Annotated in this window: 12 protein-coding genes; all 12 read left to right on the plus strand. The window is 56.0% G+C overall.

The genetic code is table 11. From position 1 onward, the window contains the following. The first annotated feature begins 2 nt into the window (after window positions 1-2). The 12 genes from M3223_RS08535 to trpA all read left to right on the plus strand — a co-directional run bounded on the left by M3223_RS08535 (window position 3) and on the right by trpA (window position 12,082). Window positions 3-977: a polyprenyl synthetase family protein gene (locus tag M3223_RS08535; protein WP_251560842.1), complete on the plus strand. Its 975-nt coding sequence runs from the start codon at window positions 3-5 to the stop codon at window positions 975-977. Between the two features lie 51 nt (window positions 978-1,028). Next, window positions 1,029-1,472 (plus strand): nucleoside-diphosphate kinase, encoded by a 444-nt coding sequence (ndk, locus tag M3223_RS08540; RefSeq protein ID WP_251560843.1) that lies wholly within the window; start codon window positions 1,029-1,031, stop codon window positions 1,470-1,472. Beyond that, the gene (locus tag M3223_RS08545) at window positions 1,444-2,262 is read left to right on the plus strand and encodes a CheR family methyltransferase (RefSeq protein WP_251560844.1); all 819 of its coding nucleotides are present in this window, start codon (window positions 1,444-1,446) and stop codon (window positions 2,260-2,262) included. Before ndk ends, M3223_RS08545 begins: the two co-directional genes overlap by 29 nt. Window positions 2,263-2,930: 668 nt before the next feature. Then, window positions 2,931-4,100, plus strand: coding sequence for a chorismate synthase (gene aroC, locus M3223_RS08550; RefSeq protein ID WP_251560845.1), 1,170 nt, complete (start codon window positions 2,931-2,933; stop codon window positions 4,098-4,100). 1 nt (window position 4,101) lies between these two features. Next, the gene (gene aroB, locus M3223_RS08555; RefSeq protein WP_251560846.1) at window positions 4,102-5,205 is read left to right on the plus strand and encodes a 3-dehydroquinate synthase; all 1,104 of its coding nucleotides are present in this window, start codon (window positions 4,102-4,104) and stop codon (window positions 5,203-5,205) included. Next, the gene (gene aroH, locus M3223_RS08560; protein WP_251560847.1) at window positions 5,202-5,579 is read left to right on the plus strand and encodes a chorismate mutase; all 378 of its coding nucleotides are present in this window, start codon (window positions 5,202-5,204) and stop codon (window positions 5,577-5,579) included. Before aroB ends, aroH begins: the two co-directional genes overlap by 4 nt. Before the next feature lie 387 nt (window positions 5,580-5,966). Further along, complete coding sequence (trpE, locus tag M3223_RS08565; protein ID WP_251560848.1) at window positions 5,967-7,550, plus strand: anthranilate synthase component I; 1,584 nt, start codon at window positions 5,967-5,969, stop codon at window positions 7,548-7,550. Beyond that, a complete protein-coding gene (gene trpD, locus M3223_RS08570) occupies window positions 7,547-8,602 on the plus strand; it encodes an anthranilate phosphoribosyltransferase (RefSeq protein WP_435367999.1) in 1,056 nt (351 codons plus the stop codon). The genes trpE and trpD overlap by 4 nt, the downstream gene beginning before the upstream one ends. Next, a complete protein-coding gene (trpC, locus tag M3223_RS08575) occupies window positions 8,592-9,389 on the plus strand; it encodes an indole-3-glycerol phosphate synthase TrpC (protein WP_251560849.1) in 798 nt (265 codons plus the stop codon). Before trpD ends, trpC begins: the two co-directional genes overlap by 11 nt. After that, window positions 9,386-10,087 (plus strand): phosphoribosylanthranilate isomerase, encoded by a 702-nt coding sequence (locus M3223_RS08580; RefSeq protein WP_251560850.1) that lies wholly within the window; start codon window positions 9,386-9,388, stop codon window positions 10,085-10,087. The genes trpC and M3223_RS08580 overlap by 4 nt, the downstream gene beginning before the upstream one ends. Beyond that, window positions 10,084-11,289 carry a tryptophan synthase subunit beta gene (gene trpB / locus M3223_RS08585; RefSeq protein WP_251560851.1) on the plus strand — a complete coding sequence of 402 codons (1,206 nt, stop codon included), beginning with the start codon at window positions 10,084-10,086 and terminating at the stop codon, window positions 11,287-11,289. The genes M3223_RS08580 and trpB overlap by 4 nt, the downstream gene beginning before the upstream one ends. After that, on the plus strand, window positions 11,276-12,082 hold the full coding sequence (gene trpA / locus M3223_RS08590) for a tryptophan synthase subunit alpha (RefSeq protein WP_251560852.1): 807 nt from the start codon (window positions 11,276-11,278) through the stop codon (window positions 12,080-12,082). The genes trpB and trpA overlap by 14 nt, the downstream gene beginning before the upstream one ends. Window positions 12,083-12,134: the final 52 nt, after the last annotated feature.

The raw sequence follows: 12,134 nt of genomic DNA on the forward strand, positions 1-12,134 counted from the left end.
GAATGAAACTGCTAGACCTGTACGCGAAAATGAAAGGTGAGTTGAACGCCATCGAGCGTCAGCTTGAAGCGGCAGTAGCTGAGGACGAAAGCCTGCTTGGCGAGTCCTCGCTGCATCTGCTGCAGGCAGGCGGCAAGCGCATCCGTCCGGTATTTGTGCTGCTGGCCGGCCGGTTCGGCGATTATCGCCTGGACGAGCTGCAGCGCGTGGCGGTGACGCTGGAGCTGATTCATAGCGCAAGCCTGGTTCATGACGATGTAATCGACAACGCGCGTACGCGGCGCGGGCAGCCGACGGTCGGAGCCAAATGGGATAACCGGATTGCCATGTATACAGGCGATTACATTTACGCCAAAGCGCTGGAGCTGATGACGCAGTCGCGTAACCCTGACCTGCATCGTATATTGGCCCGTGCCATGGTGCAGATGTGCATCGGCGAAATGGAGCAGGTGCGCGATTTCTTTAATACGGAGCAGTCGGTTCGCAATTATTTACGCCGTATCCGCCGCAAAACCGCGCTGCTGATTGCGATCAGCTGCCAGATGGGGGCCGTTGCCTCCGGCGCCGACCGCCAGACGAGCAATTTGCTGTACCAGTTCGGCTACAACACCGGAATGGCGTTCCAAATCCGCGATGATCTGCTCGACCTGTTAGGCACGGAGAAACAGATCGGCAAACCGCCGGGCTCCGACATTCGCCAGGGCAATATTACGCTTCCGGTACTGCTCGCGCTTCAAGAGCCGGACCGCCGGGATGCGTTGTTGGCCGAGATTGGCTCCATTCGTGAGAGCGAAGGGCGCGGGGATACGCATACGGCCATTCATCTGATCCGCAGCAGCCGCGGCGTAGCGGTAGCCGAGGAGATGGCGGAGCGCTTCACGTCAAAAGCTTTGGCCGCCCTGGCAGGACTTCCGGCTTTGCCGGCGAAGAAGAATTTGTCGGATATTGCTCATTTTATAAACAAACGCAGCTACTGACCGCCGAATCGGTATGAAAACAGGCCCCACAGCGAACCAGGAGGGAACCGCATGGAAAGAACCTTGATAATGATCAAGCCTGACGGTGTGCAAAGAGGCCTTATTGGCGAAATCATGAACCGCTTCGAAAAAAAAGGACTCCAGCTAGCGGCAGCCAAGTTTATGTCTGTCAGCCAGGATCTGGCCGAAGCCCATTACGCCGAGCATAAAGGCAAGCCTTTTTATGAACGGCTCATCGTGTTTATTACGGCTGGCCCTGTGTTCGCGATGGTATGGGAAGCGGATAACGCCATTGCGCTTACGCGCGCGATGATCGGCAAAACGGATGCGGTGGAAGCCTCGCCAGGCACAATTCGTTCGGATTATGCCGTACATACAAATTTGAATCTGGTTCATGGATCGGATTCTCCTGAAAATGCGGAAAGAGAAATTTCACTTTGGTTTGCGCCGGAGGAGATTGTCAGCTATGAACGAACCATTGCCCGCTGGATCTGAACCGGTTCGTGAAGCGGATGCGGATTTCAGCAGGTTTATCGAGCAGATTCGCACCCAAACCCGAATCGATCTTTCCCAGTACAAAGAAAACCAGATGAAACGCCGATTGACGACGCTTCGTCTGAAGCATGGTTATACAACTTTTGCTGCTTATTGGGATGCACTGCGCAAGTCTCCGGAGCTAATGGAAGAATTTCTGGACCGGATGACGATTAATGTGTCGGAGTTCTGGCGCAACCCTGGCCGCTGGGAAGTGCTGAACAACCGTTTCCTGCCGGAGCTATTGTCCCGCACGACAAAGCTGCGCTGCTGGAGCGCGGCATGTTCAACCGGGGAAGAGCCCTATACGCTGGCAATGCTGCTTGAAGAGCTTGGTGCGGCAGGCCGCTCGGAGATTGATGCGACCGATCTGGATCGTGGAGTGCTTGCTAAAGCGCAGGCAGGCGAATATCATGCCCGTTCCCTCAAGGAAGTGCCTCGGGCTTTTCTTGACCGGTATTTTGACGCTGCTCAGACGGGATATACGGTGAAGCCTGAGCTGCGGCGCAACATTCGTTTCAGACAACATAATTTGCTTGATGATTCCTACAGCGGGCCTTATGATCTGATTATTTGCCGCAATGTGATGATCTATTTTACAGAAGAAGCCAAAACGGTACTGTACCGTAAATTTGCCGAAGCGCTTAAGCCGGGCGGGATTTTATTCGTCGGCAGCACGGAGCAGATTTTTTCGCCAGCGGAATACGGGCTGGAAACGGCTGATACGTTTTTTTACCGCCGGAAAGCATAGCAGAGTGAGAGAAGCCTTCGGACTTGGTCCGGCGGCTTTTTTATCGTGGGGTCGGGTTTGCAGAGAAGGGGAGGGTTAAAGGCAAAGCTTCACTCCAGAGTTTAGAAACATAACGCAGCTCACGCGCTTTATTTCAATGAATCAGCAGCCGTTTACATTGTAACGCAACCGAGAAGTGTTATTTAGAATAAATGAGCGATTTTTAGCACAAAAATGGACGAATAAGGCTCCTCAGTTGCATTACATCGCCGAAACAGCTGTTTTTCAGCAATTAAGCCCGCTCAGTTGCGTTAGCGGATGGAAGACGGGAGTAAGTAACGTAACGAGTTAATTAGCGGATGGATGATGAGGCTAGACGGTTGAAAGAGTAGCTTCGGCGCCGATTGTACTAAAGTTTCTTCGACTTAATCCATCCACGGTTGCAGCCGCTGCAGCTCACCTGCCAGACCCCCTGCTTGCCTTGTCAAACCACTAGGGCTGTACTATAATGGGCAAAGAAAGTTGGATGAACGGCATAAAGGAACCAGGACTGGGTAAAGCCCTGCAATGGGAATTCCGCAGGCATGCTGAACAGTCCGCATCGGCGCAGCGCAATACTTGATCTCTTAAAAGCGTCGCCGTGCTAAAGTGATGGAGCTGGAACCGGCTTATGAAGGGGAGAGGGCGGCATGAGTTTGCGTTATTTAACGGCAGGTGAGACACATGGTCCCCAGCTGACCGCGATTATAGAAGGGCTGCCGAGCAATCTCCAGCTTGATTTTGAAGAGTTGAATTTCCAGCTGCACCGCCGTCAAAAGGGATACGGGCGCGGACGTCGCATGCAAATTGAGAAGGACACCGCCCAAATCGTAGGCGGCGTGCGCCACGGACGCACGACAGGAGCGCCTGTAGCGCTCGTCGTAGCCAATAACGACTGGAAACATTGGACTACCGTGATGAACATTGAGCCGATTGAAGGCGGAGACGAGGCAAAACGCCGAGTGCACCGTCCGCGTCCCGGCCATGCCGATTTGAACGGCGGTTTGAAATACAACCTCAAGGACCTGCGTAACGTTCTGGAACGCTCCAGCGCCCGTGAAACGGCTGCCCGTGTCGCTGTCGGCGCTGTTGCGCGCCAGCTGCTGGCTGCGTTCGGAATCAAGGTGGCCGGCCAAGTTATCCGCATCGGCGAGATCGAAGCGCCTCCCAACGCACTCCAAGCGGATGAGCTGGCCCGGCTGACGGAGGAATCCTCGGTGCGTGTCGTGGACAAAGAAACCGAGACGAAGATGGAGGAATATATCGACCGTATCAAAACGGACGGCGATTCCATCGGAGGCATCGTGGAATGTATCATTGAAGGCGTGCCGGTCGGCCTTGGCTCCCATGTCCAGTGGGACCGCAAGCTGGATTCGCGTATCGCTGGCGCCGTAGTCAGCATCAATGCGTTTAAAGGCTGTGAGATTGGCATCGGCTTTGAAGCGGGCATTTTGAGAGGTTCGCAGGTGCATGATCCGATTCTTTACTCCGAGGAACAAGGATATCACCGCTCAACCAACAACGCCGGAGGATTCGAGGGCGGCATGACGACCGGTGAAACGATCGTTGTGCGCGGCGTTATGAAGCCGATCCCTACGCTGTACAAACCTTTGGCAAGCGTGGATATCGATACAAAAGAAGCTTTTACGGCACAGGTCGAACGCTCCGACAGCTGCGCGGTTCCGGCTGCCAGCGTTGTTATGGAGCATGTTGTCGCTTGGGAAGTTGCGCGCGCTTTTCTGGAGAAGTTTGGCGGAGACTCCATGGAGGAGATCCGCGCCAATTACGACGCTTATATGCAGCAGGTAAGGAGTTATTAATATGCGCGAGCTTACAGTTAATTTGGAAGAACGATCTTATCCGATTTACATCGGCGAGGGACTGCTGGACCAGGCGGGCGAGCTGCTGCTGAAGCATGGCTTGAGCCGGAAATCCCCGCTGCTGATCGTTACCGACGATCGGGTGGGGCCGCTGTATCTGGACCGGCTGATCGCAAATTTGGCGGAAAGCGGCTTCCCAGTCGTATCGTTTGTCGTCCCTGCTGGCGAGCAATCCAAGTCGCTTGAAATGTTTGAGGCGATCATAACCAAAGCGCTTGATGCGGGGCTGGACCGCAAGTCGGCCGTTATAGCGCTTGGCGGAGGCGTCGTTGGCGATTTGGCGGGGTATGCGGCTGCGGCTTACATGCGCGGCGTCCGTTTTGTGCAGGTGCCAACGACGATATTGGCGCATGACAGCAGCGTTGGGGGCAAAGTGGCCGTGAACCATCCTAAGGCCAAAAACATTATCGGCGCTTTCCATCAGCCGGAGCTTGTGCTTTATGATCTGGATACGCTGAAGACGCTGCCGCCGCGCGAGGTGCGTTCCGGCCTAGCCGAAGTTGTTAAGCATGGCCTCATTTGGGATGACATGTTTGTTGACTGGTGTATCGACAACGCCACTAGGTTACTGGAATTGGAGCCGGATGCTCTCGGTTACGCGCTTTACAAGGGCTGCTCCGTGAAAGCGGCTGTTGTGTCCGAAGATGAGACGGAGCAGGGGCTGCGCGCTATTCTCAATCTCGGCCATACAATCGGGCATGCGCTGGAGGCGGTGGCCGGGTACAATGAGCTTCAGCACGGCGAAGCGATAGCGATCGGCATGATCGGATCGGCAATGCTCGGCGTACAGCTCGGAGCTTCGCCAGACGTATACGAACGGACTCGCAGGTCGCTCGGAATTGTCGGATTGCCGATTCGTTTGCCGCAGCATTTTGATACGGAGCGTATTATGGAAGCCATGATGCATGACAAAAAATTCGGCGAAGGCAAAATGGTTTTTGTTGTGCCGACTGCAATTGGAAAAGTAGAGATTCGAAACGATATTCAGAGCGAATGGATTCGGGACATCGTGGAGAGGCTGAAGCGGGAGGAAAGCTGGACATGAGCGTAAGAGGAATTCGCGGTGCGATTACGGTTGACCGCAATGAAGAGAAGGATATTTTGGATGCGACCTCGGAAATGCTGGAGGCAATTGTTGCCGATAACCGTATTGATCCGGAGGACATTTGCAGCGTGCTTATTACGGTTACGACGGATTTGGACGCGGCTTTCCCGGCGCGCGCCATCCGTGGCTTGCAGGGCTGGGATCTTGTGCCGCTGATGTGCGCGGTCGAGGTGCCGGTCAAAGGCAGTCTGGAGCGCTGCATCAGGCTGATGGTTACCGTGAACACGGAGCTGTCTCAAAAGGAAATCAAGCATGTGTACCTGCGCGGCGCAAGCGTACTGAGACCCGATCTAAGCGTCAGTAAAAACGCTTGACGGGTGAAGGAACGCTCCTGTATAGTGTAGGAAATCAAGAACAGCACTCGCCTCATTAACAGAGGCTGAATGCCATTTAACCGAGATAAGCAGTGCAAGGTCCGGGTGGACTGAGCAGGCAGTCTCCGAGCATGTCCGGGCGGCAAGAGGGCCTGGAGTGACGGGGAGCCTGCGAGATGAGCAGAGATGAGCTTAGTTGAGCGACAGGTTCTTTACGGGAGCTTCAAACGGCGGGAGTGTCTTTTCCAGATGCTTATTCCAGCCTTGTTTTGAGCTATCCGTCGGTACTTGGTCTCCATCTATATCATGTCATCATCAGCTCCCGCCCTGCGGGAGCTTTTTTGTTTGTCCCGGGATGACCGAATTCCCTTGAGTTAGGAGACGATGATGATGAATCAAGAGCTGGAGACAATAATCCGCTTGGCTGGACATTACAATCTCATTCCGGTTGCACGCTACTTGTTGGCCGATACGGAAACGCCAATTCGTTTGTTTCAGCATTTTGCAAATGAAAAACGGGCTTTCCTGCTGGAAAGCGTAGAGGGCGGCGCCAAATGGGCGCGCCATTCCTTTATCGGCATGGATCCGTTTATGATGCTGCATGGCAAAAACGGCGTTATGGTGCTGGAAAAACGCAGCGAGCGGCTGGAGCTGGACGGCGAAAATCCGCTTGAGCTGCTCAAAGCTCATCTGCGGGCTTACCGCAGCCCTGAGCTTCCGGGAATACCGTCGTTCAGCGGCGGAGCAGTTGGCTTTTTCGGTTATGATCTTCTGCAATATTACGAAAATCTGCCGAAGCACCGTCATGACGATTTGATGATGAACGATTTGCAGTTCATGTTTTGCGACTCCATGATCGTGTTTGATCACTTCAAGCAGCAGATCGGCGTCATCGGAAACGTTCATGTCCCGGAGGCGGCTACCGATAGCGATATTAAACTGGCTTATGAGGCTACGCTGGCTAAAATCGAAAGCACGATGGAAAAGCTGCGCCAGCCGGTGCCGCTGCTCTCGACCGTTGGCGGCCCGCTGCCGGATGATCCAGAGCTTGGCGATATTCGCTCCAATGTGACCAAAGAGCAGTTTCTCGCCAATGTGGACTCGGCAAAGGAGTATATCCGCGCCGGGGATATTTTTCAAGTCGTACTTTCCCAGCGCTTCCATATCGAGACGGACGTTGACCCGCTGCAGGTGTACCGGATCTTACGGACGCTGAATCCATCCCCGTACATGTATTATCTGAAAATGGACGACGAGGTCATCGTCGGCACTTCGCCGGAAGCGCTCGTTAAGGTGTCGGACGGCAAGGTGGAGACGCGCCCGATCGCGGGCACGAGGCCGCGCGGACGGAGCGAGGAAGAGGATCGCGCACTGGAGCTGGATTTGCTCGCCGACGAAAAAGAGCGCGCCGAACACCTGATGCTTGTCGACCTCGGCCGCAACGATATCGGTCGGGTGGCGGAGTACGGCAGTGTGCGCTGTGATTCCTTCATGCAGATTGAGCGCTACTCGCATGTCATGCATATTGTTTCCAACGTAACCGGCAAGATGAGGGAAGATAAAGATTTTTTTGATGCCTTTATCAGCTGTTTGCCTGCCGGTACGGTATCCGGCGCGCCGAAGCTGCGGGCGATGGAAATTATCGCAGAGCTTGAAAATGAAGCGAGAGGCGCTTATGCCGGAGCAATCGGGTATTTAGGCTTCAACGGCCGGAGCATGGATACATGCATTACGATTCGCACGATCATTTTCAAAAACGGCAAAGCTTTCGTACAGGCAGGGGCGGGCATCGTCTGGGATTCCGTGCCGGAGAAGGAATACGAAGAAACGGTGAACAAAGCGAAAGGGATGCTGAAGGCGATTCGTACGGCGGAAGCTGCGTTTTCGACGCGCAGCCGTGAAACGGATTCATCCCGTTCGCAGATCAACAGCGATTATTTTGTCCCGGCAGGGGAGGGGGAGCGGTCATGATGGAAGCGGTTCAAGGAATGACTTTGCAAGGTGCGCTGGCCAAGCTCATCGGGGGAGAAAGTCTGACCCGCAGCGAAGCGGGTGAAGTCATGCGCCAAATCATGGACGGTCAAGCAACGGCGGTGCAGATTGCGGGCGTTGTGACCGCTCTCCGGATGAAAGGCGAAACGACGGAGGAGATCAGCGGTTTCGCAGAGGTGATGCGCAGCTTCTCCCGGCGTGTCGAAACGGTGCAGGAAGGACTGCTGGATACATGCGGAACCGGCGGTTCCGGCATTCATAAGTTCAATATTTCCACGGCTTCCTCTATAATAGCTGCAGCGGCAGGCGTGCGCGTAGCCAAACACGGAAACCGGGCGATGAGCGGCAAGGCGGGCAGCGCGGATGTGCTGGAGGCGCTCGGCGTCAACATCAATCTCGATGAAAAACAGGCGGCGCAATGCCTGAGCGACATCGGCATCTGTTTTATGTTCGCCCAGCTGTATCATCCGTCGCTGCGCCATGCAGCGGTTCCCCGCCGCGAGCTTGGCATCCGCACGATTTTTAATTTGCTTGGACCGCTCACGAATCCGGCAGGGGCGGACCGCCAGCTGCTCGGCCTGTACGACCGTTCGCGCACGGCCACGGTTGCGCAGGTGCTGGGCAGCCTGGGGCTGAAACGGGCGCTTGTCGTCTCCAGCCATGACGGGCTGGACGAAATCAGCGTCAGCGCCGCTACGACCGTATCTGAGCTAGGAGAAGACGGAGCGGTGCGCACCTACGATTTGACGCCGGAGGAAGCGGGGCTGAGCCGTTCGCCGTTATCGGCGATTCAAGGCGGCTCGCCGCAGGAAAACGCGGCCATTATCCGCCGTATTTTCAGCGGTGAAGAGCAGGGAGCATACCGCGATATCGTGCTGCTGAACGCAGGAGCATGCATCTATACTGGCGGCGCAGCGCCAACGCTGACCGAAGGCGTGCACAAAGCGCGCGAGGTTGTTGACGGAGGCTTGGCGGAGGCTAAGCTTGCGGGGCTGATTCAGAAGACGGGAGAGCTGGGATATGTTTCTTGATCGGATTGTCCATACGAAAAAAACGGAAGTGGAGCAGCTTGGCGAAACATTCAAGCTTACTGCTTATGAAAGAGAGATTTCGGGTATGGAGCCGTGCCGCGGCTTCATCCGTTCGGTCACGACGGGACGTCGGCGCGACACCGGCCTCATTGCCGAGGTCAAAAAAGCTTCGCCTTCTAAAGGGTTGATCCGCGAGGATTTTCATCCTGTCGAGCTGGCGGCAACCTATGAGCAGGCTGGAGCGGATTGTATTTCCGTCCTGACGGACCGCCAATACTTCCAAGGCGCGCTGGAGTATTTGACCGCTATTCACGAGGCGGTTTCGCTGCCGCTTTTGCGCAAGGATTTTATTATTGATTACCGGCAGGTTTATGAAGCGCGCATCATAGGCGCGGATGCCGTGCTGCTTATTGCCGCGATCCTTAACCGCTCCCAGCTGAAGGAGCTGCACGAAATCGCCGAGTCGATCGGCATGGATGTGCTTGTTGAGGTGCATGACGAGCGCGAGATGGATCTGGTGCTGGACACCGGCATCGCGCGGCTTGTTGGCATTAACAACCGTAATTTGCACACATTTGAAACAAGCCTGGAGACGACGCATCGGCTCATGGGCATGGTGCCGACCGGCGTGAACGTCATTAGCGAAAGCTCGATTTCGCGTCCGGAGGATATCGAATATATCCGCCAAGCTGGAGCCTGCGGCGTGCTCGTCGGGGAGCATTTTATGCGTCAGGCCGATCCAGGCGAAGCGGTTGAAAAGCTGCTTGGCCCGGTAACGAAGCGATGATTGGCGACATACAGGGAAGCCGGGAAACGCAGCCGCTGCTTAAAATTTGCGGAATTCGCGACCTGGCTGCGGCCAGGCTGCTCGGCGAGCTGCCGGTAGACTATGCCGGGTTTATTTTTGCCCGGAGCCGCCGGCAGATTGCAGCTGCTGAAGCGCAGAATTACATCGCTGCGATGAGGGAAGCGGCAGCCATCTCCGGCGTGAGCGCGCCGCTGGCCGTCGGCGTGTTTGTGAATGCGTCTGTAGAGGAGCTGGAGCGCATCGCTGCCGAGGCGGGGCTGGACGTACTGCAGCTGCATGGGGCGGAAAGCCCGCAAGCATGCGCGGAAGCGGCAGTCCGGACGGGACTGCCGATCTGGAAGGCGCTTCATGCCGGAGCCGTTGAAACGGAAGGAATGCCGCCGGGAGAACAGGTACGCATTTACGCGGAAGCGGGAGTCCAAGCGCTGCTGCTGGACACGGCAGGAGGCGGAACGGGACAAACCTTTGACTGGGAGCTCATCCCGGCATACCTGCAGGCGGCCCGCACCGCCGGCTTGCCGCTTTTTGCGGCCGGCGGGCTGCATCCCGGCAATGTTAGCGAGCTCATTGAAGGGTACCGCCCGGACGGAATCGATGTATCAAGCGGAGTCGAACAGGACGGACATAAATCACCGGAGCTGATCCGGGCATTTACAGAAAGGGTGAAACAGCTATGAATCAAGTGCCTGACGCAAGCGGGCGTTTCGGAAAATTCGGCGGACGTTATGTGCCGGAAACGCTGATGAACGCGCTTTTTGAACTAGAGGAAGCCTACAAGCATTACTCCAAAGATCCAAGCTTTCAGGAGGAGGTCCGCTACCTGCTGCATAAGTATTCCGGCCGACCTACCTCGCTGTACTATGCGGAGCGGCTGTCGAAGCATCTCGGCGGAGCCAAGATTTTGCTGAAGCGCGAGGATCTAAATCATACCGGGGCCCACAAAATCAACAACACGATCGGCCAAGGCGTGCTTGCCAAGCGCATGGGCAAAAAGAAAATTATCGCCGAAACCGGAGCCGGCCAGCATGGCGTCGCTTCTGCGACAATTGCAGCGCTGCTCGGTCTGGAGTGTAAGGTGTTTATGGGCGAGGAAGATACGAAGCGCCAGCAGCTCAACGTATTCCGCATGAGGCTGCTGGGAGCGGAGGTTGTACCGGTGCTGTCGGGAACACGCACACTCAAGGATGCCTGTAATGAAACGCTGCGCTACTGGGTCAGCCATGTTGATGACACGTACTACATTCTCGGCTCGGTTACCGGTCCGCACCCTTATCCGATGATGGTGCGCGACTTCCAGCGCATTATCGGGGACGAGGCGCGTGAGCAGATTTTGCGCGACGAAGGCCGTCTTCCCGATTATGTCGTAGCGGCTGTTGGCGGCGGCAGCAACGCGATGGGTATTTTTTACCCGTTCGTCGGCGACGAGTCGGTCAAGCTGATCGGCGCTGAAGCGGCGGGACGCGGCGTGGATACGGAAGAGCATGCGGCGACGATGACGCTTGGCAGCCACGGCGTATTCCAAGGCTCGCTCAGCTATGTGCTGCAGGACGAAGCGGGACAGGTGCTGCCGGCGCATTCCATCTCGGCAGGCCTTGATTATCCGGGCATCGGGCCGGAGCACGCGTACTTAAAGGATTCCGGGCGCGCGGAATATTTTCCGATCACGGACGCCGAAGCTCTGGAGGCGCTGCAGCTGCTAAGCCGCACCGAGGGCATTATTCCGGCGCTGGAATCGGCGCATGCGATTGCCCAGGTGATGAAGCTGGCTCCTACGCTTTCCTCCGACAAAACGATTGTCGTTTCCCTTTCCGGGCGCGGCGACAAAGACGTGGAAGCGATCATGAGTTATTTGGGAGGGCTGGAGCATGAATCTCATTGATGAGGTATTTCAAAAGCTGAAATCGGAAGGGCGCACAGCGCTCATTCCTTTCATTACAACCGGCGATCCCGATCTGAAAACGACGATTGACATTGTGATCGAGCTGGAGCGCAGCGGCGCGGATATGATTGAGCTCGGCGTGCCATATTCCGATCCGCTGGCGGACGGGCCGGTCATTCAGAAAGCGTCGGAACGCGCGCTGCGCGGTCCGGTAACGCTGGAGGCATGTGTTGAGGTAGCGGCCAAGTCAAGGGCGGCGGGCGTGAAAATGCCATTTATTCTGTTCAGTTATTTTAATCCGGTGCTGCAATATGGGCTGGAACGGTTTTTCACACTCATTCATGAAAAAGGCATCAGCGGCCTTATTATCCCTGACCTGCCGATTGAAGAGGATGCCGAAGTGCGGGAAATGGCGGCGGAGGCCGGCATTCACCTCATTCCGCTCGTTGCGCCGACGTCCAAAACACGCGTTCAGCGGATTGCCGCATCCGCTCAAGGCTTTGTCTATTGCGTAAGCTCGCTTGGCGTGACCGGCATGCGGAGCGAGTTTCACAGCGGAATTGAGGAATTCCTGCAATCGGTTCGTGAAGCGACAAAGCTTCCGATTGCAGTAGGTTTTGGCGTTAGCAGCCGGGACCAGGTTGAGCGTCTCAGCCGTCATGCTGACGGTGTCATCGTCGGCAGCGCCATCGTCCGGCAGGTAGAGGAAGCGCTGCCTCTGTTGTCTGAAGAGGCGACCTACCGGGAGGGCATTGCCCAGATTGGACGTTTTGTGTCATCACTGCGTATCTGACACGGTGCACCGCTTTAAAGTGCTTCCAACTTCCCGCGAACTGTGAGACAAT

Source organism: Paenibacillus pasadenensis, from assembly GCF_023715725.1.
Classification (GTDB): Bacteria; Bacillota; Bacilli; order Paenibacillales; family Paenibacillaceae; genus Paenibacillus_O; species Paenibacillus_O pasadenensis_A.